A 24,384-nucleotide genomic window follows, 5' to 3' on the forward strand; every position below is an offset into this window, starting at 1 on the left:
CTTCATCCACGCTTATCGTTCTGGCTGATGATCGCGCTGAGTTTCGGCACCGGGACCCTCGATGCCGCAACCTATCTGGGTATGGACCGTGTCTTCGGAGCAAACATGACCGGCAACGTCATCCTGATCGGCCTCTCCCTCGCGGGTTCGGAACACGTTCCACTTCTGGGGCCGTTGTCAGCACTCGGCGGCTTCGCAGCTGGTTCCTGGGTCCTCGGGTTGATCCTGCGGCGCGTTCCCTTTGCTGGCGGACGCGACGCGTCGCTGGTTCCGGTTTTCTGGACTGCGGCGTGTGGAATGCTGGCTGTTACCGGGGTGCTGGCGTTCCTCCCCATGAACGATCTCCTGATCCACACCGTGACTCTCGCAATCGGGATCATGATGGGTTTCCAAGCCATTGCGGCTCGCAGAGTCGGCGTCCCCGACGTTTCCACCGTAGTCATTACGTCCACGCTGTCCTTGCTGTTCAGTGAAGCCGGACGCTTTTGGGGTGGGGCCACGACGACGGCCACCATGCGCAGGTTTGCGGCCGTGGCGTCGATGTTCCTGGGCGCCATGTGCGGCGCCCTCCTTCTGCAGCTCGGTTTGTGGTGCGCAATGCTGGTCCCGGCAATGGTCCTGATCAGCGTGGCCGTGGCATTCACGGTTATTCAACATCCATCAAGGAGGGTAACCGAAGACGCCCGGACCCTCGTGTCTGCCTGACTGCTGGCGCCACGCCCGAGTTGCCCAGCTCCCGACACCTGCGCCAGATCATGGGGAGGCTAGGATCAGACCATGATCCTGGCCTCCCTGATTTTCGCCCTGCTTGCGGCGTTGCTCCACGTGTACATCTTCACCATGGAATCCATCACGTGGACCAAGCCAGCTACATGGAAACGATTCAGCGTGACATCACAGGCCGACGCCGAAACCACCAAGCCACTTGCCTACAACCAGGGTTTCTACAACCTCTTCCTGGCCATCGGCGCGTTGATAGGCATCATCGCTGTGGCCATGGGCGCTCCGCAGGTGGGCTGGACCCTCGTCTTCAGCTGCTGCGGTTCCATGCTTCTTGCGGCACTGGTGCTCGCAGCGAGTGGCAAAAAGTACCTCCGCCCTGCGGTTCTCCAGGGGACAACGCCGCTGCTCGCCGTCGTGCTTGGCGTGCTTGCTGTCCTTTAGGGCGCTCTTGCTTAGTGCTCCGGTTGCTTAGTGCTCCGGCGGGCCGCTCTGCGCTGCGGCCTGGTCCATCCACACAACTTCCCAGTGGTGGCCGTCGAGGTCACGGAACGCCCTGCTGTACATGAACCCGAGGTCCTTGGGGTCGTACGTCTCGGAACCTCCGGCCTCGACCGCCTTAGCGGCCAGGGCATCAACACCTTCGCGGCTGTCGGCAGAGATGGCAACAATTGCCCCGACCGAGTTCCGGGTGTCCGCGATGGGCTGATCGGTGAACTGACTCTGTGGATAACGCTTACGAAGTCTCCCTCCATAGCGGCAGGGGCACCACGCTGCGACTGCGACCCGCTTCGTCAAGGACGTGGCCCAACCGCTTGAAGGTCCGCACCACCGCCTGCCTTGAGATGACTGCACTTCCTGGAGCCCGCTGGGCAAGTTCGCGTTCGTAGGCCTGGACCTCCAGATAGTCCCGGACCCACAAAGTGACCAGCAGGTTCTGGGCGCCAAGGACTTGGGCGCTCAACCGGCAATTGGGCAACGCCGCGAAGAAGCTGCCCACACCGTCAACGAACTCAGCTGGAACGTTCAGGACGAGCGTCACTTCCCTCAGGCCCTGCTGAGCGGAGCTGGACGCATCGCACCTCAGCGTCATGTAGCCGGTTGCCAGGAACCGTTCCACCCGCCGTCGGGCTGTTTGGGGCGAAACGCGGCAGGCGGCACCCAGTTCCGCCCAGCTCGCCCTGCCATCCTTGGCGAGCTCCTCCAACAACGCTGCATCAAGCCGGTCCGGCGCGTAGGCCGACTGCTCGGGCAGGGGTTCCGCTGACACGAGCCTTGCGCGCGCTGGTTCCAGCGTGCCGCTGCGCCATTCTGAGGCCTGCCGATACAACTTGGTGACGAATACGACCTCACGATGGGTGACGCCGGGCAGCCTTGGAAAGGCGCCGGTGACGATATCCATCAACTCTTCATGGCTGGATGCAAAGCAGTCAATGAAGAGATCGTGCGCACCTGTCACCAAAGAAACTGTGCCGAATGCAGGTTCGGAGCACAGCTGCTCAATCAGTGCCTCGCTCTCGCTGGGCGAGGATGACAGATGGATGAAGGCGGACCACCCGGCACTGAGATATCGCTGTCCGGGGGCAGGTGTGATCCAAGCCTGGCCTTGGCCGGCGAGGGCGCTCCATCGCCTTGCCACTGTGGGCGCAGACAGCTCAAGGGCGTCGGCAATCCGGCTCCACTCTGCCCGCGGATTGATTTGGAGGGCATTCAGGATTTCGAGGTCCAGCTCGGAAATTATGGCTGATTCGTTCACTGAAGCCTTCCTTGTGTCTATTTCAAACAATTTCCCAGCCAGTCTAAACGAGGGCAATATCGTCGTGACTCGCATCACTAATCGGCGGTACCCTCAACAGGCCAAGACCACAAGGAAGCACATGGGAAGCAAGACAGCACCAGCGGCGGCGTCAGGAACGACGCGCCGGTCCATTGCGGGAATGATCTTCGCAATGGCATTGATTGAATCACTGAGCGGGGTCACCCAGGGGTACTTGAACCCCATCCTCCCCGCGCTCGGACCCGTCTTCGAGATTGACGACCCCACCATCAACGGCATCTTCCTGATCTACAACGTGAGCTTTGCAGTCCTCACTCCGATCATTTCAAGGCTTGGAGACAGCTACGGGTACAGGCTGGTGCTGCGCTGGTCCACAGGGGTTGTGACGGCAGGAGTCCTTCAGATGGCCTTGTGGCCCTCGCTGTGGACGGTGACGATCGGCGTGGTCATGCTTACGTGCGTGGTGGGCTTCATCCCCCTCATGATGGGCATCCTGCGCGTTAGCAGCCCTGGGCATACGCGCACTGGCGTGAGCGTCATGATCGGGATGCTCATGATCATGGTGGGAGCGGGCGGGCTTTTTGCCGGAATCGTTGGGGTCACCAGCCCGACGCTCGGTTTCTGGGTGGCTGTTCCTTTCGCGGTGGTCGCGTTCATTTCTTCCTTCTTACTGCCCGACGCCGGTGTGCCGACCCGCGAGGGCATCGCCCTTGGGCCGTTGCTGGCTTGCTCGCTCGGTCTCATTGGTTTTGTTGTGGCGCTCTCGATGGCGCCCGAATGGGGTTGGCTGGATGCCCGCACCTTGGCCGCTGGCCTGCTGGGAGTATCCCTGCTGGCCTACTGGGCCAAGCGTGATTACAGCGCAAACCAGGGTAAGCGCTTCATGGACCTGCGGATGCTGGCCATTCCGCGGATCCGCTCCATCTCACTGGCTACTTTCTTCTTTGGCTTCGCGTCCATCAGCTACTTCGGCACCAACGGGATATTCCTGCACTCCAATCCTGAAAAGACGGGTTACGGATTTGCCCTGAGCCCCCTGATGATCGCCATTGTCCTGGCCTTGGCTTCCGTGCTGTCCCTTTTGTCCTCGCTGCTCACGGCCCGGGCTTTGCGAAAATTCGGTGAGCGGGCCACGCTCGTGTTTGCCGGTGTCTTGCTCGCAGTCGGATTCCTGGTCATGATGCTTGCCCACAGTTCCCTCGCCGGTTATTGCCTGGGCTTTGCGATGTTCAACCTAAGCCTGGGAATGTACCAGGCCGGAACCCGCGCATTGTCCGTGGAAGGAGTCCCATTGGAGGAAACTTCAACTGCTGCCGGGCTCAATGAGCTCGCGTTGTCCGTCGGGATCGCGGTGGGCGCGGCCGTGGTGAAGCTGATCTCCTCCGCGTCCGTGGAGTCCGGGCACATTTCAGAGTCCGGGCTGCAGGGCATCTGGGGAACCCTTGCTGTGGCCGCACTCGTCGCGGCGGCCGCAAGCGCCCGCTACCCAAAGAGCGAAAACGCCGGGGTGTCCGCATGACCGCCACTGGACTTAACAGCCTAAGCCGCGGGGCCGCCGTCGTACGCGTATCCCAAAGCGACATCGAGGCCAGGCTGAAGGCTGCCACAGAGCGGTGGAAACCGGACCTGCTGGACCTCAGCCACGCCATCCACGCCGATCCTGAGCTCGGCGGACAGGAGTTCCGTGCAGTCAAGCGGATCAGGCGGCTACTCCACGCGGCGGGCTTCCGCTTCGATGATCGCCAGCCACTACAACCCACCGCCTTTAGTGCGCGGCTGGGAACCGGAGACCTGGTTGTGGCGCTGTGCGTTGAGTACGACGCCTTGCCCGCCATTGGCCACGCATGCGGACACAACGTGAACGCGGCCAGCGCTGTGGGAGCAGCGCTGGCTCTAGCGGCAGTCGCTGACGAACTCGGCATCACTGTCAAGGTGCTCGGAACGCCGGCGGAGGAGACCACGGGTGGAAAAGTGGACCTGATCGCGGAAGGGTTCTTCGACGACGTGTCCCTGGCAATGATGGCCCATGCCGCGGCGAAGGACGTGGTGGGCGGTTCGTCGCTGGCGATGTCCATGTGGGACGTGTTGTTCGAAGGCAGGCCGGCCCACGCCGCTGCCGCCCCGATGGAAGGAGTCAACGCCCTGGACGCACTTGTCGTCGCCCAGACGGCTGTCGCGCTGGCCAGGCAACAGCTCCCGATCGGGTCGATCATTTCGCTGATCGTCACCGAAGGCGGAAGCGCCGTCAACGTCATCCCCGAGCGCGCAAGGGCGAGCATTGAGATGCGGGCTCCGAGCATCGAAAAGCTGCGCATCATCCAGGACAAGGTGCGGCGCTGCCTCGAAGCAGGCGCCCACGCCAGCGGTTGCACCCTGGATGTCACGCCAGCGGGCAATGACTACGCCGAACTCCGACAAGACCCGTTCCTGTCGGATGCCTACCGGGCAGCCATGACGGCCATCGGACGGGACGTGGTCTTCAATTCCGAGCCAGTGGCCTCCACGGACATGGGCAACGTCTCCCAACTGGTGCCAACCATCCACCCCATGGTTGGCTACGACGTCCGTGGCGCAGCCCATCACACAGCAGAGTTCGCGGCCTTCGGCGCTTCGGCCGGCGCCGACAAGGCAGTACTTGACGGATCGTACGGCCTGGCCGCGGCAGCGTGCGCCGGTGCCTTGGACCCGGAGGAACGAGGGCGGTTACTGGCCAGGGCGCGCCACTAGCACCTGCCAACGCCCGCATCGGCCAACGCCAGTACCGGCCAACGCCGGCACCGCTGGTCCCCGTGGCACCCGGGGCGGACAATGGAGTCAACACGCAGGAGCGTGTATTCGTGGGGAGGGCCATGCAGCGGGGAAAGCCGGTTCATCCAGGCGGCAGCCGAAGCACGGCTGTGCCGGCGGCTTCGGCTGCGCGGCTGGAACCGGCTGTCCAGCGTGAACCGGCTGTCCAGCGTGAACCGGGTGTGCAGCGTGATCCAGCGATCGACCTCGTCCGCTTCATCTGCCTGCTCCTGGTGGTCGCGGCCCACTGCATGATGGTCAGTCCCGTCCTGCACAGGGATGGGAAAGTCACCACGGAAAACACCCTCATGGAGCAAAGCTGGTTCACGCCCGTGGTTTGGGTGCTCATGATCGTGCCGTTGTTCTTCGTCCTGGGCGGCGTCACCGGGTTGCAGTCGTGGCGACGCCTGCAAGCACGCGGCGGCACAGGCTTCGACTTCGCCCAGCTGAGACTGCTGCGTCTGGTCAGGCCAGCCATGGCCCTGCTCGCCATCATGTGGGCGGGGCTCTGGCTGGCTCTGCTCAGCGGCGTTGACCCCCAGGTGATCCAGTTGATGACCACCGGGGCTGCGATGCCACTCTGGTTCCTTGCTGCCTACCTCACGGCTCAGCTCAGCATCCCGCTCATGGCCCGGCTTCATCAACGTGCCCCGCTGCCCACGTTGGGCGTCCTCGTGGCGCTGATCATTACGGTCGACTCCCTCCGCGGCGCGCTCCCGGTTCTTGCCTTCGTCAACATGGTGTTTGTCTGGTGCGCAGTCCAGCAGCTCGGCTTCCTCATGGCGGACGGCTTTTTTGAGCATCGCAGCAGAACCTGGCTGGTAGGGGCGATCATAGTCAGCAACGTGTTGCTCGGGCTGGTGACCGGCGTGGCCGTATATCCGGGCAACATGGTGGTGAACATCAACCCACCCAACCTTTGCCTGCTCCTGCTGGCGATTTCACAGACTGCCACCCTCCAACTTCTGGGCAAAGGCATACGCTGGATCGCCTCTGTCCGCTGGGTCCAGGCGTCAATTGCGGTGGCGGGCCGCCGGTCCATGACCGTCTACCTCTGGCATCTTCCTCTCCTGGTGGGCATGTCCGGACTCCTCTTGCTCACCGACTTTCCCAAACCGGCCGACGGCACAGCGGAATGGTGGTGGGCGCGCATCCCCGTCTTCTTCGCCGTCGTAGCCCTGCTGCTGCCGGTCGTGCTGCTCCTCGGTCGCCTTGAGGACCGTCCGACGGCGGCCAGCCACGCGCGGGGTCCCTCGCGCACCGCTGTGGTGACGGCCGCCGTCGTGGTCTTTGTCCCCGTTGCGGATGCCGCGTTCAACGGCCTGACGCTGGCGCTCCTGGGCGGGGGAGCGGCATGCTTCGCGCTCGCGGTACTGCTGCTTGGCAGGGTCCCGACGCCGGTGCTGCCGCCACCAGGACCGGATGGGGCGCAAACACGCGGGGGAAAACGGTCCACATTGCCAGCGCCCGGTTTACGTGCCAATCTCGAATCATGACCGAGCACACTGAATCATTGGCAGACTCATTCCGCGCTGGCGTCACTACAGTGCGCAACGATAAGTTCCACCGCTACGAACTCCGCGTAGACGGTGAGTTGGCGGTGATGTCCCAATTCATCGATCGGCCCGGTCACATCGATTTCACGCATACCGAGACAAAACCTCAGTTCAAAGGCCAAGGGCTGGCCAAGGTGCTGGCCCACTTCGCCTTGGACGATGTGGTGGCGTCCGGCAAGCGCATCATTCCGCATTGCCCATACATCGCGGCATACCTGCAGAAGCATGAGGGCTACGAGCAGGACGTCGACTGGCCCGCCGAGAAACCTGTAGGCGAACCGGACAACGAGTAGGGTTCGCGGGCCATTTGGGTAGGGTTTCGCGGGCTATTTTGGCGCCTCCAGGGCGGCCTGATACTCGACGCCTCCCAACTGATTAGTGCACGTTTCCGTCGGATCGTGTCGTGGAATTTCCAAGTAATTTAACCCCGTAGTCCTAAGTACCCTGCGATTCAAGTCATCCCGGAATTTGCTGTCACACTGGGCCTATGGGGAGCGATTTTGATACTGGTTCCAGCAGCGGAACCATCACCGCTGGACCTGTCAGCGATCAGGAAATCATTGCGGCGGTCCGAGGAGGTGACAACGAGGCCTTTGACTCGTTGTACCGGCGGCATCTGGCTGCTGCGCAATACGTCGCACGGGCGAATACCGATAACCCGAGTGACGCCGACGACATCGTTGCCGAGGCCTTCGCATCAGTGTTCCAGGCCCTTAGCGGCGGCAAAGGACCACGGGAATTCTTTCGTGCCTACCTGCTGACGGTCGTGCAGCGGACAGCGCATGCGCGGAACCGGAAAGCAAGGCTCACCCAGTCCGCCCCTGACGACGCGATGTTGGATACCGCCGTCGTGGACGCCGACCCCGTCTTGAGGGAATTCGAATCCTCGGCTGTGGCGTCGGCATTCAGGTCCCTTCCCGAGCGCTGGCAAGCGGTGCTTTGGCATGTGGACATTGAGGGCATGAAGCCGGCTGCTGCTGCGCCGTTCATCGGTGTCAGCCCCAATGGAGTGTCCTCGTTGCTGATCCGGGCAAGGGAGGGGCTCCGCCAGGCGTATCTGCAAAACCACGTGGTGGTTGCCCCCGACGATGAGTGTTCGGAGTATTCCGGCCAGTTGGGCAAATATGCACGGAACGCCCTGAAAAGGACCTCACGTGAAAAGGTCAGTGCGCATCTGGAGACCTGCTCCAAGTGCACTGCGCTTCTCTTTGAACTCAACCACATCGAAGGTGCCATGCGGGCGGCTCTCTTCCCCCTGGTGACGGGCATCGTGCTGACTCCTGGCGCGCTTGCGGGATTGCTCGCGGCATCGAATCCGTCCGGCGTCACCGGGCAGAGCCCTGCCACAGTTCGATCCCCCGGGCACATATGGAAGGTTGCTGCGGCGATCGCTGCAGGCGTGGCGATTTTTGGTCTTGCCGCGTGGTTCGGGCAGCCTGATGTGGAGGTCAGCAACGCCGGTGATGCTCCAAGTGCCTCGGCATCACCCCCGGCGTCCAGTGCTGCAGCTGACTTGCCCACCGTCCCCTCCCCAGCTCCGACTGCGGTGCAATTGCCGCAACCTTTTGCACCCGTACAGGTTCCGCCGCTTCCGGTCACCGAGGAAATTGCCAGGCAACGGGCAGCAGTTGTCACGAACTCGGGGACGATGTCCTCAACCACCGAGGCGACGCCTCCAACGGCTGCCCCGTCACAGACGGTCGAGGCTTTCTTTGGCATGGAAGCCGGCAGCGGGTTACTCGATCGCGATGTCAGTGTTGGCTTTTCACTCATCGGAGATCGGGCGCCAGGCTCCGGTGAAGCAATCTTCAGCCTGCCGGAGAATGCCACGTTCATCCCGGGGAAATTCTCGGCACCGGCCGGATGGTCGTGCTCGGATCCCGCTGCGGACAATCGATTGATCCGCTGCACCACGGCGTCCATCGAGCCAGCCGGCCTTGCATTCGAGCTCGGCGTTTTCCTTCGGAATACAGAAGCGGGCAGCACACTGAACTATCAGTTCAGCGGCCAATACATCCTTACCAAGTCCTTCGCCAGTAGTTTTCACTAGTCGCGCTGCCTTTCGCCTGCCGCTCCCGGCGCCGGCCAGCTCGAATAGGGCCTCAATCTTTTTCTGTTTTCTCCGTCACGATTCCGCTTTAGCCAACACTAAGAGGCTGACAATATCTGTGCGCATCGGCTTCCTTGGAAGCGGAAGCACCAAGCGCAACTGCCTGGGTCTTGAGCCTGGGGCGCTTGGGGACGATGGAAAGACAAGCAACAGCCGTGAAGAATTCTCTCCTGGCCAGAACTTTGGTGATACTGCTGTCCACCCTGGCTGCTACCTCGGCGGTGGGAGGCCTTCAACCTGCCCCTGCGCAGGCGACAACGCCGTCAACGCCACCTATGCCTCCAACATCCTCGACGCCTGATGCTACCCAGCCCGGCATTGTGGTGTTCTCGGAGAATTTCGAGCACGGCAGCCCCAACTCCGCCCTTGGCGCGCAGTCTTATTCGGCTCCCGGGTCAAAGCAGTACATTGGCAGGGGCGGCCAGGCGTACACAGGTTCTCCAGGTTGGATCGACGCTGCCAGGTGCAATGGCATCATCCTGAGCTACCGGAATTCGAACACCCCCACATGGGCGCAGTCCGGAACTGCGGCCGAAGGCAAAAACAACAGATGTGCCGAGCTCGCGGATATTCGCAGCTATCAGTACATGCGCATGCTGGCCTTGGGCATGGGGCAACAATTCACCCCCGCCTCTCCCACCACTAATCACGTCAACGGCTCTTACACCGAATGCCCGTCTACCAGTTCCACCGGATCAGTGTGCGATGCCATCCCGTCCGGGGCCCGCTGATGGGGTGATATTCAGGACCACCCGCCCAATCCCGGTGACAGCGGGCCACTATTACGCTTTTGGCCTCAACACCGCGTACATGAATTGCGGCCTGGCTGCGGGCGATCCGTCGTATCAGTTCGCCGCCGTTGACGGCGACGGGACAGCCACGCCGGTCGGGAACCCACTCAATGGGTGCCAAACCTGGGACGATCCCAACGTGGACTCGTTCCGGCAACAAGTCACCAGCGACGTCGGCGGAACCCCGGGAACCGTCACCAGGACCGTCAACGTCAACTCGATGACGTCGAACACGGCGATCCAGGCCAATGGCAATTCCCTGGGGCTTGAAATGTGGAATAACAACGGCACCACCAACGGGAACGATGGCGCCTTTGACGAAGTGCGCCTGCTTGACGTCACTCCAGAACTGAAGCAATCTTTCACTCCCGCGGTGGTGGGCCCCGGCGGGATTTCCACCCTCACGCTCACCGTCACCAATACCAGCGAACTCAACGCGAAGCATGACTGGTCCATCAACCAGGTGCTTCCTTCCGGACTGACGATCGCCGGGGATCCGAACATCGGGGGAACGTGCGTTCAGGTTCCCGGAACCAACCCATTCCTTCGCTCGGCAGATGCCGGCAGCGGAACGCTCTCGATTTCCGGCGGCGACCTCAGCCGGGGCCAGGCCTCGTGCACGGTGGTGGTGAATGTGACAGTTTCGGCCGAGGGCACGTATTCCAGCGCACCTACCGACATTGCAAGCAACTTGAACCCTCCGGCAGCGGCCTCCCTGGTGGTCCGGGCTCCCAGGATTACGCTGGGCAAGGCGCTGACCACCGCCCGCGCTGCGGTCTCCGACCAATTCACCATGGAGATCCGTGCGGGGTCTCCCACCGGTCCAGTGATAAATGCCACTACTCACTCCACTACCTCAGGATCTGTAGCAGGTATCGCAGCGGGCTCTGGTGTCACGGGTCAGACGACGGCCAACGCAGGCACTACCTACTACCTCACGGAAGCCGGCGGCATCCCGTCCAATTACCACCGGAACATCACCTGTACGGACACAGCTGGCCTGCAGCCGAATTTGCCCGCAGGAGCGGTGGTTGACCGACCCTTTGCGCTGACGCCCGTCGCCGGCGCAAACATCCAGTGCATTTTGACTGGCGCCGCTGCGCCCCTTCCCGGCCTCGGGTTTACCCACAGCGCTGATGCCTCCGCTGTCCACTCGCCAGCGCAGGCAGGGGATGTGATTCGCTACATCTTCAGGGCAACGAACAGTGGGAACGTGCTTCTGACTGATGTGGTCATCAACAACACTCTTGCCGGACTCCCGGAGCTGGCATATTCGTGGCCCGGGATCCCCGGCCAGCTGCTACCGGGTCAAACAGTGAGTGCTGTCGCTGCCTACAGCATCACCCAAACAGACCTCGACGCCGGTCGGGTCGCCAACTCCGCTGCGCTCGCCGGTGTTCCCGGCGCCGGCGGCCTCACGGCCTCGTTGCCTGTGACTACAGATACACCGTTGTCACCGGATGCACGCCTTGAGTTCTCCACCACCGCAGATGCCTCTGCGGTGGGTGATCCCGCAAAGGTGGGCCAGGTCATCACCTATCACTTCACGGCGAAGAACGCCGGAAACACCGCCCTCAAGAACGTCGCCATTGCGGATCACGCGCGAGGACCCAGGCCACTGGTCTACGCATGGCCCGGAGCCGCGGGTGAACTGCTGCCCGGCGAAACTGTGACGGCTTCCGCAAGCTACGAACTTACGTGGTGGGACGTCAAGGCAGGCAACGTCGCTAACTCGGCAACAGCTATGGGGACGTCTTCGGCAGGTGGGCTGGTAACAACGCATCCTGCCACAACCGCCGTGGCCTTCCCGCGAACAGGGCAGCAGGAGATCGAAAAGGCTTTCCTGCGGATAGCACCGCAACCAGGACACCAGGCCTCCTCGCGGCCCGATTCGAATCAGCCCGCTCCGAATCGGCCCGTTCCCAATCAGCCCGGCGGGTCGGTTCAGCCCGGCGGGTCCGTGATTACTTCCAATTCGTCAGCCGGGGCATTGGCCAACACGGGAGTCGCGTTCTCCATTCTGCCGGTCGCCGTCCTTATCCTTTCGGGTCTCGTCCTCTACCTGATGGGACGCCGCAAGACTGTCCGGAACCAGCCGTAGACCTAGGTAGTGGCGTGCTTCTTCTGCCACTGCGCGGCATGCCAGAACAGAAGGGCGGCCGTGACCAGAATGGCGCCTGGAAGGACGTAGGGCACCGACTGCAGGACCATGAAATTCACTTGGGATGGGGGACTTGTCGCCGTCGGACCGGTCATTGCCGCTACCGAGTCGAAAGCCCAGATGCAAAACCACGCCAACCCAGCGTCCAGCACCCAGAGGGCCGCGACGAACGGGTTCACGAGTACTCGGCGCCGTGCCCGTTCGGGGGCTTCAGGGGCATGCGGATTCACTGCCCGCACCGCATTCCCGTGTTCATCGATCTCGCGGAATCCGATCCGCTCGTGGATGTCGTCAGCCACTGGTCCCCCAACCGTAGAGTTTCTGTGCCGTTGACTCTACAGCCCTTGGCAAGAGCCGGGGTATTTTCCACGGCGTCAGCTTCCAATGAAAGTCAATGACGCTCCCCTGTTCACAAAACGGCCAGAATACGTACGTTGGGCGAAATAGGTCACAAAAGTTTGACGAAAAGGCAAGCCTAAGTAAGGCTTGCCTTTGCTAACTAGCGCCCAATGATGGAAGGAAGCTGACGTGACGTCACCAAGTGTCGAAGAGCGGATCGCTCAGGAGCAGGACTTTGGCTCCAAGGTGGAACTGGCCCTCGCTGCCACAAACCAGCTGTTCAACGCTCGAAATTCACCCAGCTATGTGGCGCAGGTTCTTCAGGGAGTCAACGCTGTCTCCACCAAAGTCCAGCGAACGGCCCGTCCGTTCACCGGCGTCGCGCATGCAGAACTGAAGGCCCGGGTTGGTGCCGTCGACCTCGAACGTCCGCTGCCGGATACGGCTGCTGCCCTTGAGGAGCTTGACGGGCTCTACCTCAAGGACGCGATCTACTTCCACGATGCCCGTTATGCGGCACACCTGAATTGCCCGGTGGTCATTCCCGCGCTGGTTGGTGAAGCCGTGCTCTCGGCAGTGAATTCCTCCATGGACACGTGGGACCAGAGTGCCGGCGCCACCATGATCGAGCGGCGCCTCATCGATTGGACTGCCGGCCGTATTGGTTTTGACGCCGCGGCCGATGGTGTCTTCACCTCGGGTGGGAGCCAGTCCAACTTCCAGGCTCTGCTGATCGCCCGCAATCACGCCGTGGCCAGGCTGCGTGCCACGAACGGCGACGCGCGCCTGCCGCACCTGCTGGATCGACTCCGGATCTTCACCTCCGTTGACAGTCACTTCAGCATCCAGAAGTCTGCTTCCATGCTCGGGCTTGGCTTCGACGCGGTGATCTCCGTGCCCACCGCTGCCGACCACCGAATGGACCCCGCCGCACTTGCGGCTGCTCTGGCGGAAGCGCACGACGCCGGCCTGGTACCGATGGCGGTCGTGGCTACTGCTGGAACCACTGACTTCGGCTCGGTCGATCCTCTCTCCGAACTGGCGGCGTTGGTGCGCGCCTATAATTCCTGGCTGCACGTGGACGCTGCTTACGGTGGCGGCCTCATCGTTTCCGGCCGCTACCGCCACCTCCTGGACGGGATTCACGTGGCCGACTCCGTCACCGTCGACTTCCACAAAACCTTCTTCCAGCCCGTCAGCTCCAGCGCAGTCCTGGTCCGCAACGGCTCAATGATGCGCCACGTCACCTACTACGCCGACTACCTGAACCCGGAGAGCGCCGCGAAGGCCGAAATCCCCAACCAGGTGGACAAGAGCATCCAGACCACCCGGCGCTTCGACGCCCTCAAGCTCTGGCTCACCCTGCGCATCATGGGCGCCGACGCGATCGGCGCGTTGTTCGACGAAGCGATCGACCTTGCTGGCCGCGTTGGAGCCCTGTTGGTGGATGACGCCGAGTTCGAACTCGCCGCCGCACCCCAGTTGAGCACTTTGGTGTTCCGCTACCGCCCGGCCGTTAACGGCGTGATCTTGGACGAGGATGCCGCAGACGTCCTCAACCCGGCCATTCGCACAGCGATCTTTGCTTCGGGCGAAGCCGTTGTTGCAGGCACCAAGGTGGCCGATCGCCACTACCTTAAATTCACCCTCCTCAACGCCGAAGCCTCCCTGAGGGACATTCAGGAAATCATCGAACTTATCCGCCGGACGGGCGACAACCTGCTGGCGAGCACCATGGAGGCTGCAGCATGAGCACCCAAGACAACGGCAAGATTTACGACGTCGCCGGCATCGGCGTCGGGCCCTTCAATCTGGGCCTGGCCGCGCTGAGCGAGCCGGTGGACAACCTCCACTGCGTTTTCCTTGACCGCAGCAAGTCCTTCGACTGGCACCCCGGCATGATGCTGGAGCCGGCCCACCTGCAGGTACCGTTCATGGCGGACCTCGTCACTCTGGCCGATCCGACGTCGCCGTTTTCGTTCCTGAACTTCCTGAAGCAGACCGGACGCTTGTACCGCTTCTACATCCGTGAAAACTTCTACCCGCTGCGGGCGGAATACAACCAGTACTGCCAATGGGTGGCCGGCCAGCTTGAGTCGGTTCGTTTTAGCACGGATGTGCTGAATGTGGCGTACGACGACGGCGTGTACCGCCTTTTGGTGCAGGGTCCGGACGGCGCTGAGGTGCTTCGCGCCCGCAAATTGGTTCTGGGAACCGGCACCTCACCGTATATTCCGGACTCCTGTGCAGGGATTGTGGACGGCGGCGGACTTGTCCTTCACAACGCCGAGTACCTGTTGAGGAAGAGTGAGCTGCAGTCCAAGCGCAGCATCACCATCGTCGGTAGCGGCCAGAGTGCCGCGGAGCTTTACTACGAACTCCTTCAGGAAATCGACGTGTGCGGCTACCAGCTCAACTGGGTGACCCGCTCGGGCCGCTTCTTCCCGTTGGAGTACACCAAGCTGACGCTTGAGATGACCTCGCCCGAGTACGTGGACTACTTCCATTCGTTGCCGGGGGAGCAGCGTGACTCCCTGATCAAGAATCAGAAGAACCTCTACAAGGGCATCAACCCGGACCTGATCGACGACATTTACGACCTCCTATACACCAAGAGCCTCTCCGGCATGGTGGATACGCAACTGCACACGCACTCATCGCTAACAGCCGCTGAGTGGGACCCGGCCACGGGCACCCACACACTGCAGTTGCACCACGAGGAACACGGCCGCAATTACAGCCTCGAGTCCGAAGCCGTTGTTCTCGCCACCGGCTATACGTACAAGGAACCCGCCTTCCTGGCCGGCATCCCGGATCGGATCCGCCGCGATGCCAAGGGCCGCTTCGACGTCGAGCGCAACTATGGAACCGGCGTCGAACCCGGCGAAATCTTCGTCCAGAACGCCGAGCTTCACACCCACGGTTTCGTCACGCCGGACCTTGGCATGGCCGCTTACCGCAATTCCTGCATCCTGCGGGAAATCACCGGCCGCGAGGTCTACCCGATCGAGCGGAGCATCGCGTTCCAGCAGTTCGGCGCACCGGCTCCAGTTGCTTCAACAGTTCCGAACGCCGCGGGGGCTGCTGTATGAGCTTCACATTCCGGCCAGTCGACCCCATAGCGGACGCACCGGTCCTCCACAGCTGGGTAAGCCAGGAGTACGCACGCTTCTGGGGCATGGTTTCGGCCACCGAGCAGGACGTTGTGGAGGAGTACTCGCGGATCGCCGAATCGGGTCACCACCAGGCGTTACTGGGACTCGACGACGGCGTGCCCGCCTTCCTGATGGAGCGGTACCGTCCAGAGTCCTCGCCGTTGGCGGACGTCTACGAGGTCCAGAGCGGTGATGTGGGTATGCACCTCCTTGTGTCCCCACCAGGTGGCGACCCGCAGCCCGGTTACACCACGGCCGTCTTGCAGTCCGTCATGGCGGAACTGTTCGACCACCCCGCAACCCAGCGGGTCGTCGTGGAGCCTGACGCCCGCAACCACAAGATCCATGTGCTGAATGAGAAGGTGGGCTTCCGTCCGCACGGCCTGGTGACCCTTCCCGCCGTCGATCCTGCCGAAGACCATAAGCAGGGGCTTCTGAGCTTCTGCACGCGCGAGGATTTCCTCGCGACCCTGACCCCGATTCTGGCCGCGCCTGCCGCGGCGACCAGAGGAGATTCCCTGTGACCACTACCGCTGAAGCGACCCTCCACGAGGCAGCCGAACTTGTATCCCACCTGACTCCGGAGCGCTGGGGCCGTCGCCAACAGGCACTTGATCCGAAAAGCCATCGCCGAGTTCTCCCACGAGCGGATCCTGGTGCCGGAGCTGATCTGTGAGGAGGGCGGCGGCGTCGGGCTCTACAAGGTGGTCAGCGACGACGCCACCGTTGAGTACCGCTTCCGTGCGCGGTTCTTGGCGCTTGAACACTGGTCCGTGGCTGTTGAGTCGATCGTCCGGCTGCGCGATGGTGCGGAGCTGCCGCTGGACGCCTTGGACTTCATCACCGAGTTCCACGAGGCACTGGCCATTCGCCAGGAGATGCTGCCCGTCTACCTCGAGGAAATCAGCAGCACACTGGCCAGCCACGCCTACAAGCAGGGCAAGCCTTTTAGCTCTGCCGAGTTGGCCGCGGGCATCACCCGCGGCGCGGACCGGGCGGCCGATTTTCAGGCGGTCGAGCACAGTATGGCTGAGGGGCATCCGTGCTTCGTTGCCAACAACGGCCGGCTGGGTTTCGGCATTGCCGATTATCATGCGTTCGCGCCGGAAACCGGTGCTGTGGTGAAGCTTCAGTGGATCGCTGTGCATCGGAGCAGAGCCGTCTTTACGTCCAGCGCAGGCTTGGATTACCGGACGCACTTTGAGGCCGAACTTGGACCTGCAACTCTGTCATGGTTCAAAGCGGAACTTGCCGCTTCCGGCCTTGATCCTGAGGACTACCTGCTCATGCCGGTGCACCCCTGGCAATGGGACAACAAGCTCACCGTGACGTTCGCGGCAGAAATCGCCCAGCGCCACATCGTAAACCTGGGCAGCGGCGAGGACTCCTACCAGGCGCAGCAGTCCATCCGTACGTTCTTCAACACCACCTCACCGGAGAAGGCGTACGTCAAAACGGCCATGTCCGTGCTGAACATGGGCTTCATGCGTGGTCTTTCTCCCCAGTACATGAAGGCAACGCCGGCGATCAACGATTGGCTGCATCAATTGATCGGCAATGACCAGGAGCTCCAGAACCGGGGCCTGGCCATGATCCGTGAAAGGGCGGCCATTGGATACCACAACCGCTATTACGAGGCTGCTTCGGCCAAGGGCTCGCCTTACCCGAAGATGCTCTCGGCTCTGTGGAGGGAAAGTCCCCTTCCGTTGCTTGAAGACGGCCAGCAGTTGGCCACCATGGCGTCCTTGTTGCACGTGGATCCCTCCGGTGCCTCGGTGGCCTCAGCCTTGATTCAGCGCTCCGGGTTGGCTCCGACGGATTGGCTGCGTCGCTACTTTGAGGCCTACCTCGTTCCGTTGATCCACTGTCTCTACGAGTATGAGCTCGCGTTCATGCCTCACGGCGAGAATGTCATCCTGATCCTGGAAGGCGGTGCACCCGTCCGCGCGATCATGAAGGATATCGCCGAGGAAATCGTGGTGATGGGAGACCGGCTCGAGTTGCCCGAGGAAGTCTCCCGCGTCAAGGCCGAGATTCCTGCCGAAGAAATGGTCCTCGCCATCTTCACCGACGTGTTCGACTGCATCTTCCGTTTCCTGGGGGCCATCCTTGTGGAGGACGGGACGCTGCGGGAAGACGAGTTCTGGGGGACTGCCGCTGCCGTGGTTCGTGAATATCAGGAACGCCATCCGGAACTAGCGGAGCAGTTCGCCATGCATGATCTGTTCGCTGCGGACTTCGAGTTGTCCTGCCTCAATCGGCTGCAGTTGCGGAACAACCAACAGATGCTCGATATCTCGGATCCCTCCGGGGGATTGCAGATGGCTGGCCGCCTGGCCAACCCCCTGGCAAAGTTCGCTTAGGCGGAAAATTGGCGGAGGCGCCACCGGGAAAGATTGCTTCATCCGGTGGCGCCTCCTCGTGACTGGCTGCCTGATCCGACCCCAGGCAGCAGCCACGCCTATGTAGTACTGGTTGCCGCTGAATCGTGTTGCGGAAAAGGACGCGGCTTCACAGCATTTCCTTATTCCGTGGCATTTCCTTTGTCAGGCTGCCCGTCTATATCGGAGGCCTGCGATTGCCCGCTCGCACTCAGCCGGCGAGGTGGGAAGATCCAGGAATTCCACGAGCGTGCGCCGCCCACCGCCCAGGTGTAGTGCGTCGATGCGTTGCAGACAGCGGAACAATGCCTCGTAACTCTCCCGCTTGCGGGTCATCATGGTGTGAATGCTTCCGCGATGGTAGGCCGCAGTGGCGTCGACCGCCGTTAATTCGCCTCGGCATATGTGTCCCATTTCGGCCAACATTTCCCAGTTAAGCAGCTTGCCGCCTTCAGACCAGCCGAGGTGCAGGGTTGCTATCGTGTGGCTTCTCCGCCGGGCGCTGCTGCCGAGCGATATTTCATGAATCAGCCGTTCGAAGTGCGCCATGGTGGCAAGCCCGGTAAAGACGTCGGTGCAGGAGAACGGCTCAAGACGTTCATTTTCCGTCGCCCAACCCTCGACGAGATCCCGCATGGAGTCGTCATCAGCAGGCACACCTGCCGCTTCAAAAAAGGCACTGAGGTCCTGCATGGTTTCGCGGACTCCAACGCCGTGATAGGCGCGGGACGCCCCAAGGTTTTTGGCAGACATTTGCAGCTCGCCACCCTCCGCTTGGGCCCTTAGCATGTCCTCGACTTCAGGAACAAGCCAGTCACCGGGAAATAGCCATCCGGATTGCTCACTACGTTGGCGCCAGCGCCCACGGAGCTGTAAGGATCTGCTTTCGATTCTCAAGTGAGCGAGTTGATCTTCCATGTCCAATGAGTGCCGGGGATGTGGAAGTCGTGACGCAATTTGGTCCAAATACTGGACATTGGTCTCGCTCGGCATCGTTCCGTGCGCAGTCCGGGCCTTGGCCACCATCTTCCTGTGAGACCCCGAGAGCTGCCTCTCAAAAAGTTTTCGTTTTCTGCGACACGAATTTTTCCCACCCCGCACTCATTGACTGGAGATCCACCTTGAAGGACGCAAGTGGGAGGCCTCCGTTGCTTCAACGTTTTGCTCGTCGGCTGTGGGGTCGGCCGGTCACTGTTCTTTGGAAGGAACCCCTTGAAGTATCCGCTAGGGAAGATTACGGCGTTCGTTGCCGCGTTGATGGTGGTCCTCGGGGCACTTTCAGTGGTGGCGCTCGGCCTGACTGCACCGGCTCAGGCCTATGAGATAGCGACCAGCCCGGCGAACATCACTGGCGGTGACGCCACTTTGACGATGCCGGGGTCGGGCCTGACCGCGACCTACGACCAATCGGGGCTAACCGACCTCGTGGGCCGGACAACGATGGATAGTCGAGGCTATGTCGCGAGCGACTTTTCACCGGCAATCCCAGCCGGGTCGCCAGCTGTCGAATTCGCCACCAACGCAATCAACAATTGCGCAGCAACTGGTCCTTGTAGCGGCTTGGGGACTGTCACGATCGCGTTCAGCCAGCCAGTTAGGAATCCTGTGCTCAACGTTGCAGGAATCGGGGCCACCTCATGGCTTGATATTGGCAAAGACGGCACGATCGACCAACAGTCCGAATTCCACGTCGTGCTGGACATGGCAACGACAGGTTTGTCCATGACCCGGCTTTCCGGTGGAAACCTGGCGGTAGTGGGAAATACGATCACTGCCACTAACGACAACACTGGCATTCGCTGCGACACGAATGTTAACGGTGGCACGCCTCCTCAGCATGACGCAGAGGCTACGGCAGCGTGCGGCTCCGTCCGGATCAACGGCATTGTCACGTCCCTGACGTTCAACATCAGCGCCATCTTCACCCAAACCACCAGCACTATGCCGCCCAACACGATCAACGACCCACAGGACTCGGGCCATAACGCCGACAACTTTCTGATGGCGATGACCGTTCCGCAGGATTTCGGTGACGCGCCTGCTTCCTACGATCAAAACAATGCCGCAAGGGCTGTTCTTTCGGATGTGACCCTTGGGGCGAACGTGACTGAGGATAACGCTCAGGTCGCCAACGGCACCGCGTCGCCGAATGCGGGTGCGACGGCGGCCCAGGACCTGATGGACGACGGCGTGGCTCTGGCGCCCATGACGCAAGGTGCTACCAGCTACTCAACCACCGTGGCGATCAGCGGGGCCAGCAAAACCGGAACGACCTGTGGCTGGATTGACTTGAACAAGGACGGCCTGTTCAATAACACCGCGGAGCGCGCCTGCGCCACGTTCGTGGCCGGTGCCACGACCGCAACACTTACCTGGACAGTCCCTGCCGGGGTCACCGCTGGGACAACGTATGCGCGGTTCCGGATCGGCTACACCGCCAGCCAGATCCAGGTCCCGATCGGTGCCTCGAATTCCGGCGAGGTGGAAGACTACATCTTCACGATCGCTCCGGCGTCCGCTCCTGCGATCACGCTGGTGAAGACGGTGGACAAGACCACCCTGGTGGCCGGTGAGACCGCCACGTATACGTTCGTGGCGAAGAACACGGGCAATGTGACGCTGACCTCGGTGGTGATCACCGAAACCCTGTTCTCCGGAACGGGCACCATGTCGGCTTTGTCGTATGCCTGGCCTGGTCTTCCGGGGATCCTTTTGCCGGGGCAGTCCGTGACGGCGACCGCAACGTATGTGGTCACGGCCTCGGATGTGACCACGGGGTTGGTGACCAACACGGCGAAGGTCACCGGGAACCCGCCCCTGGGGTTGCCTGTTTCGGCAACCGATGATGCGCAGGTCACCGCGCCGGCTGCGTGGAAGATCAAGAAGAGCGCCACGGTCAACGGGTCCGTTCCCGCAAACCAGTCCGTGAGCCCTGGCCAGACCATCGTGTACACGGTGACGGCGTCCAGTATCAGCGGCACCATCACCGGGGTGGTGCTGAAGGACAACCTGGCAGAGGTCCTGGATGACGCGACGTTCGTGTCCGGGTCAGCGACCCTGGTCATCGGCACCGGAGCACCCGTACCGGTGCCCAACCCCGTACCGCCCTCCACGGTGCTGACCACGGCGGCGTTCACGCTGCCGGCCGGTCAGACGGCCACCCTGACGTACAGTGTGCTGGTCAAGGCCGGGGCGTGGAACGAACAACTCGTCAACGTCGTGACGGGCACCTCCACCACCACACCACCGCAGACCTGCGCACCCTCTTCCGGGGCGCCCGGCCCTGACTGCACCACCACCCATCACACCCCGGCGAAGGTCCTGATCGAGAAGATCGGCGAGTCCTCCGGCGGGACCTGGGTGCCGATGGCCGGCTCCACCTGGGCGGTGCACGTCGATAACGCCGGCACCCCCGGTGCCGTGCTGGCCAGCCCCGCCATCACCGCCGTGGCCGGGCAAACAGGCCGGTTCCAACTCGAAGGAATCCAGCCCGGAACGTACTGGCTTGAAGAAACCACCGCCCCGGCCGGCTTCAACCTCCTGGCCGAACCGGTGAAATTCACCATCGCCACCAACGGCACCGTGACCCTCGGACAAGGCTCTACGGGTCAAGGCTCCGCGGGTGGGGTGGTGACCAGTACCGACGCCGATGGTGACGGGATCTTCCTGCTCACGGTCCGGGACGTGCCGGCCCTGGAGCTGCCCGAGTCCGGCGGCATCGGCTGGTGGCCCTTCACTACCGCAGGATCGGCCCTGTTGCTGGCCGCCCTCGCACTGGCCCTGGCCGCCAACCGCCGCCGCGAGTCCGCTACTACCCGGCAGGAATCCACGACCACCCGGCACGAGTCCATTACCTAAAGAAGAGCCGGGACGAGCCGGTCACCACCTAAAGAAGAGTTCCCTCCTGGCCTTGTGCGTGTTGCGGGGCGGGGCGGTGCATGTCCATCTCCGAGTACCACCTGTAGGAAGAACCATCACGATGAAAGAGGAAAACACTGTGAGTAATCACCACACCGGGCGGCTTTGGAAGACCGCCGCCGCCACGATTGCCGGGGCGGTGTTGGCGATGTCCTTCTCCGTGGCCCCGGCTTCGGCTGCGCCCCTGGTTGACGGGGACACGACCGGTTCCATCACGGTCCATAAGTTCGAACGTCCCTCCACCCCGACGGGCCTGCCGAACAACGGCACGTCCGTGGACACGACCGGTCTGACACCGTTGGCCGGTATCGAGTTCACCATTGAGCAGGTCAACACCATTGACCTGTCCACCAACGCCGGCTGGGACGCCGCGCACAACCTCTCCAGCGTCTTCGCCCCGGCCGATCCCAACGGTTCGATCACCGGCGCCGGGTACACCCTGGGTGCCGCCCAGGTGAAGACCACCGACGCTGCCGGCACCGCAGCGTTCACCGCCTTGCCGGTGGGCCTGTACCTGGTGACGGAAACGAACTACCCGGCCGGTGTGACACCCTCGGCCCCGTTCCTGGTCTCCGTGCCGTTGACGGACCCGGATAACAACGACAACTGGATCTACGACGTCCACGTCTACCCGAAGAACTCCGTCGCCGGTGCTGAAAAGACCGTCACGGACGCCCCGGACGTGAAGCTCGGGGACCAGATCGACTTCACCATCACCGGTGACATCCCGAACGAAGCCGTCATCGATGGCTACAAGATCGTGGACGTCCTGGACCAGAAACTGACCTACATCGGCGCGTCCGCGACCCTCGCTGACGGCACACCCCTGACCGCGGGCACGGACTACACCGTGAACTTCGACGCCGCGAACAACACCGTCTCGGTCATCTTCACCCCCGCCGGTCTTGCCAAACTGGCAGCCCACACCGACACCCGCGTGCAGGTCATGGTCAACACCAAGGTCAACACCATCGGTGAAATCGAAAACGAAGCCCTCGTTTACCCCAACGCTGCCAGCTTCACCATCGCCCCGGGCCAGCCCGGCGGCCCGGTCGTCACACCCCCGGTCGTGACCAAGTGGGGCGAAATGACCCTGCAGAAGGTCAACGAGAACGGTGCAGCCCTTGCCGGTGCCGCGTTCTCCGTCTACACCAACGAAGCCGACGCGAAAGCCGGAACGAACCCGGTAGACCTCAACGGCCAGAGCGTCTTCACCGTCGCCGCGGACGGCACCCTGACGATCTCGGGCCTGCGCTACTCGGCCTGGGCCAACGGCGCAGCCGTGGCACCCGGAACCCCGGACTACCGCACCTACTACCTCGTGGAAACCACCGCCCCGGCAGGCTACGAACTGCTCGCCGAGCCGGTGTCCTTCCTGATCAACAGCACCACCACCGGCGTCGGGATCGACCTGCAAGTCAAGAACATCCCCTCCAACAGCGGCTTTGAACTGCCGCTGACCGGTGGCGTCGGAACCGGCATCCTCTACGCAGCAGGAGCCCTCCTCGTCGCCGGCGCAGCCCTGATGCTCGTCCGCAACCGCCGCACCAACAACAACTAACACCCACTGCAGGGCGCCGCTACCGCGGCCCCCGCAGCAACCCCAAGTGGGGAAGAACGCCAACCAGGCGCTCTTCCCCACTTGCATTCCCTTCTGCAGTCTCCATGACTGCTGCACTGTTCCAATCGACTCACCCCAGCTACAGGAATCTTGATGACACACGCCCCAACCCGCACCCGTCGTGGACTCCGGTATCTGACCGGACCCTGGAGCCGGCAACGGCTCCTGATCGTGGTGGTCGCGGTGATGGGCGTCGGGATCCTGCTTTATCCCACGGCGGCAGCCTGGTTCTCGGATCGCGTCCATGCCACCGAGATCAGCGGGTACGTGGACTCTGTCCAGACCATGAACCCTTCCGCGAAGAAGTCCCTCCTGGACCAGGCCCGGGAGTTCAATGAAGAACTGCCCTCAGGGCCCCTCCGGGACCCTTACTCCTTGAACGAAGCCGGCGAGCAAACCACCATTGGTGCCGGCTCCGAGGCGTACAAGAAGATGTTGGCTGTGGGGCCCTGGAGGAATGATGGGCCGCATCAGCATTCCCTCCATCCACGCAGATTTGCCCATCTTCCACGGTACGGACGAGGACACTCTCTCCAAAGGTGCCGGCCACCTCTTCGGGTCCGCGCTGCCAGTGGGCGGCGAAGGCACTCATAGTGTCTTGAGTGCCCACTCAGGATTCGTCAATGCCACCCTTTTCGACGACTTGGACAAAGTTCATGAAGGCGATGTTTTCAGCATCAACGTGCTCGACGAGACCATCTACTACAAGGTCGACCAAATCCTCACGGTCCTGCCCGACCAAACCGAGGCCCTGCGCAAAGTCGAGGGCAAGGATTACCTCACACTCATTACCTGCACCCCCAAAGGCATCAACAGCCACAGACTCCTGGTTCGGGGCGAACGAACCACAGCCCCCACCAGCGCTGACGGACCCCGCACTCTGCCGTCCACTACAACAGACCCCGGATTCCCCTGGTGGATTCTCGGCATCACCGGTTCGATAGCCCTCGCCATCATCGCCACCAAGCCACGCAGGCGGCCCTCTGACGAAGAGCACGGGCCCTCTGGCGAAGAGCACTGGCTCTTTGACGAATAGACAGCAGCGCCGGGAGCGTTCAGCGCATAGTC

The 24,384-nt window shown here is 62.3% G+C and carries 20 protein-coding genes and 1 pseudogene; 17 read left to right on the forward strand and 4 right to left on the reverse strand.

Annotation, left to right across the window (positions count from 1 at the left end; genetic code table 11):
• The first annotated feature begins 27 nt into the window (after positions 1–27).
• Positions 28–705: a YoaK family protein gene (locus LDP01_RS19550; RefSeq protein WP_224094714.1), complete on the forward strand. Its 678-nt coding sequence runs from the start codon at positions 28–30 to the stop codon at positions 703–705.
• 72 nt (positions 706–777) lie between these two features.
• Positions 778–1,164, forward strand: coding sequence for a DUF1304 domain-containing protein (locus LDP01_RS19555; protein ID WP_224094716.1), 387 nt, complete (start codon positions 778–780; stop codon positions 1,162–1,164).
• Positions 1,165–1,191: 27 nt separating this feature from the next.
• Here the strand turns inward: LDP01_RS19555 and LDP01_RS19560 are convergent, their stop codons facing one another.
• Together LDP01_RS19560 and LDP01_RS19565 are read right to left on the reverse strand one after the other, a co-directional pair.
• Positions 1,192–1,518 carry a VOC family protein gene (locus LDP01_RS19560; protein ID WP_224094718.1) on the reverse strand — a complete coding sequence of 109 codons (327 nt, stop codon included), beginning with the start codon at positions 1,516–1,518 and terminating at the stop codon, positions 1,192–1,194.
• A complete protein-coding gene (locus LDP01_RS19565; RefSeq protein ID WP_224094720.1) occupies positions 1,457–2,476 on the reverse strand; it encodes an Lrp/AsnC family transcriptional regulator in 1,020 nt (339 codons plus the stop codon). Before LDP01_RS19565 ends, LDP01_RS19560 begins: the two co-directional genes overlap by 62 nt.
• Positions 2,477–2,597: 121 nt before the next feature.
• On the opposite strand from LDP01_RS19565, the gene LDP01_RS19570 reads away from it, so the two are divergent.
• The 7 genes from LDP01_RS19570 (at position 2,598) to LDP01_RS19600 (ending at position 11,842) form a co-directional block, all read left to right on the forward strand.
• A complete protein-coding gene (locus LDP01_RS19570; RefSeq protein ID WP_224094722.1) occupies positions 2,598–4,016 on the forward strand; it encodes an MFS transporter in 1,419 nt (472 codons plus the stop codon).
• A complete protein-coding gene (locus LDP01_RS19575; RefSeq protein ID WP_224094724.1) occupies positions 4,013–5,224 on the forward strand; it encodes a M20 family metallopeptidase in 1,212 nt (403 codons plus the stop codon). Before LDP01_RS19570 ends, LDP01_RS19575 begins: the two co-directional genes overlap by 4 nt.
• A gap of 122 nt (positions 5,225–5,346) precedes the next feature.
• On the forward strand, positions 5,347–6,780 hold the full coding sequence (locus LDP01_RS19580; RefSeq protein WP_224094726.1) for an acyltransferase family protein: 1,434 nt from the start codon (positions 5,347–5,349) through the stop codon (positions 6,778–6,780).
• Positions 6,777–7,133, forward strand: a complete 357-nt coding sequence (locus LDP01_RS19585) for a GNAT family N-acetyltransferase (RefSeq protein WP_224094728.1) — start codon at positions 6,777–6,779, stop codon at positions 7,131–7,133. Before LDP01_RS19580 ends, LDP01_RS19585 begins: the two co-directional genes overlap by 4 nt.
• Before the next feature lie 194 nt (positions 7,134–7,327).
• Positions 7,328–8,890 (forward strand): sigma-70 family RNA polymerase sigma factor, encoded by a 1,563-nt coding sequence (locus LDP01_RS19590; RefSeq protein ID WP_224094730.1) that lies wholly within the window; start codon positions 7,328–7,330, stop codon positions 8,888–8,890.
• Between the two features lie 215 nt (positions 8,891–9,105).
• Positions 9,106–9,681: a hypothetical protein gene (locus tag LDP01_RS19595; RefSeq protein WP_224094732.1), complete on the forward strand. Its 576-nt coding sequence runs from the start codon at positions 9,106–9,108 to the stop codon at positions 9,679–9,681.
• Positions 9,682–9,685: 4 nt separating this feature from the next.
• Positions 9,686–11,842 carry a CLIPPER-2 domain-containing protein gene (locus LDP01_RS19600; RefSeq protein WP_224094734.1) on the forward strand — a complete coding sequence of 719 codons (2,157 nt, stop codon included), beginning with the start codon at positions 9,686–9,688 and terminating at the stop codon, positions 11,840–11,842.
• Positions 11,843–11,844: 2 nt separating this feature from the next.
• On the opposite strand, the gene LDP01_RS19605 is transcribed toward LDP01_RS19600, so the two are convergent.
• Complete coding sequence (locus tag LDP01_RS19605; RefSeq protein ID WP_224094736.1) at positions 11,845–12,201, reverse strand: hypothetical protein; 357 nt, start codon at positions 12,199–12,201, stop codon at positions 11,845–11,847.
• 229 nt (positions 12,202–12,430) lie between these two features.
• On the opposite strand from LDP01_RS19605, the gene LDP01_RS19610 reads away from it, so the two are divergent.
• From LDP01_RS19610 to LDP01_RS19625, 4 genes and pseudogenes are all read left to right on the forward strand, one after another.
• Positions 12,431–13,993 (forward strand): pyridoxal phosphate-dependent decarboxylase family protein, encoded by a 1,563-nt coding sequence (locus LDP01_RS19610; protein WP_275964968.1) that lies wholly within the window; start codon positions 12,431–12,433, stop codon positions 13,991–13,993.
• Positions 13,990–15,333, forward strand: a complete 1,344-nt coding sequence (locus LDP01_RS19615; RefSeq protein WP_224094738.1) for a lysine N(6)-hydroxylase/L-ornithine N(5)-oxygenase family protein — start codon at positions 13,990–13,992, stop codon at positions 15,331–15,333. Before LDP01_RS19610 ends, LDP01_RS19615 begins: the two co-directional genes overlap by 4 nt.
• Positions 15,330–15,920: a GNAT family N-acetyltransferase gene (locus LDP01_RS19620; protein WP_224094740.1), complete on the forward strand. Its 591-nt coding sequence runs from the start codon at positions 15,330–15,332 to the stop codon at positions 15,918–15,920. Before LDP01_RS19615 ends, LDP01_RS19620 begins: the two co-directional genes overlap by 4 nt.
• A pseudogene (locus LDP01_RS19625) lies at positions 15,917–17,759 on the forward strand (IucA/IucC family protein). The gene LDP01_RS19620 and the pseudogene LDP01_RS19625 overlap by 4 nt, the downstream one beginning before the upstream one ends.
• A 183-nt stretch (positions 17,760–17,942) precedes the next feature.
• Here the strand turns inward: LDP01_RS19625 and LDP01_RS19630 are convergent.
• Positions 17,943–18,530: a hypothetical protein gene (locus LDP01_RS19630; protein ID WP_224094742.1), complete on the reverse strand. Its 588-nt coding sequence runs from the start codon at positions 18,528–18,530 to the stop codon at positions 17,943–17,945.
• Positions 18,531–18,989: 459 nt separating this feature from the next.
• Between LDP01_RS19630 and LDP01_RS19635 the strand changes: the two genes are divergently transcribed.
• From LDP01_RS19635 to LDP01_RS23565, 4 genes are all read left to right on the forward strand, one after another.
• Positions 18,990–21,635 carry a CLIPPER-2 domain-containing protein gene (locus LDP01_RS19635; protein WP_224094744.1) on the forward strand — a complete coding sequence of 882 codons (2,646 nt, stop codon included), beginning with the start codon at positions 18,990–18,992 and terminating at the stop codon, positions 21,633–21,635.
• A 139-nt stretch (positions 21,636–21,774) separates the two neighbouring features.
• Positions 21,775–23,256: a SpaH/EbpB family LPXTG-anchored major pilin gene (locus LDP01_RS19640; RefSeq protein WP_224094746.1), complete on the forward strand. Its 1,482-nt coding sequence runs from the start codon at positions 21,775–21,777 to the stop codon at positions 23,254–23,256.
• 153 nt (positions 23,257–23,409) lie between these two features.
• Positions 23,410–23,910 carry a hypothetical protein gene (locus LDP01_RS23560; RefSeq protein ID WP_276573613.1) on the forward strand — a complete coding sequence of 167 codons (501 nt, stop codon included), beginning with the start codon at positions 23,410–23,412 and terminating at the stop codon, positions 23,908–23,910.
• Complete coding sequence (locus tag LDP01_RS23565; protein ID WP_276573614.1) at positions 23,813–24,352, forward strand: class C sortase; 540 nt, start codon at positions 23,813–23,815, stop codon at positions 24,350–24,352. The genes LDP01_RS23560 and LDP01_RS23565 overlap by 98 nt, the downstream gene beginning before the upstream one ends.
• The last annotated feature ends 32 nt before the right edge of the window (positions 24,353–24,384 follow it).

It is taken from the genome of Arthrobacter sp. StoSoilB13 (genome assembly GCF_019977255.1).
In the GTDB taxonomy this organism is placed as follows: domain Bacteria; phylum Actinomycetota; class Actinomycetes; order Actinomycetales; family Micrococcaceae; genus Arthrobacter.

What these genes read in the sequence shown, in the direction of transcription:
- LDP01_RS19570 (WP_224094722.1), top strand. Translation starts at nt 2,598, where the DNA reads ATGGGAAGCAAGACAGCACCAGCGGCGGCGTCAGGAACGACGCGCCGG.
- LDP01_RS19555 (WP_224094716.1), top strand. Translation starts at nt 778, where the DNA reads ATGATCCTGGCCTCCCTGATTTTCGCCCTGCTTGCGGCGTTGCTCCAC.
- LDP01_RS19580 (WP_224094726.1), top strand. Translation starts at nt 5,347, where the DNA reads ATGCAGCGGGGAAAGCCGGTTCATCCAGGCGGCAGCCGAAGCACGGCT.
- LDP01_RS19550 (WP_224094714.1), top strand. Translation starts at nt 28, where the DNA reads ATGATCGCGCTGAGTTTCGGCACCGGGACCCTCGATGCCGCAACCTAT.
- LDP01_RS19575 (WP_224094724.1), top strand. Translation starts at nt 4,013, where the DNA reads ATGACCGCCACTGGACTTAACAGCCTAAGCCGCGGGGCCGCCGTCGTA.
- LDP01_RS19590 (WP_224094730.1), top strand. Translation starts at nt 7,328, where the DNA reads ATGGGGAGCGATTTTGATACTGGTTCCAGCAGCGGAACCATCACCGCT.
- LDP01_RS19630 (WP_224094742.1), bottom strand. Translation starts at nt 18,530, where the DNA reads ATGTCTGCCAAAAACCTTGGGGCGTCCCGCGCCTATCACGGCGTTGGA.
- LDP01_RS23560 (WP_276573613.1), top strand. Translation starts at nt 23,410, where the DNA reads ATGACACACGCCCCAACCCGCACCCGTCGTGGACTCCGGTATCTGACC.
- LDP01_RS19585 (WP_224094728.1), top strand. Translation starts at nt 6,777, where the DNA reads ATGACCGAGCACACTGAATCATTGGCAGACTCATTCCGCGCTGGCGTC.
- LDP01_RS19620 (WP_224094740.1), top strand. Translation starts at nt 15,330, where the DNA reads ATGAGCTTCACATTCCGGCCAGTCGACCCCATAGCGGACGCACCGGTC.
- LDP01_RS19615 (WP_224094738.1), top strand. Translation starts at nt 13,990, where the DNA reads ATGAGCACCCAAGACAACGGCAAGATTTACGACGTCGCCGGCATCGGC.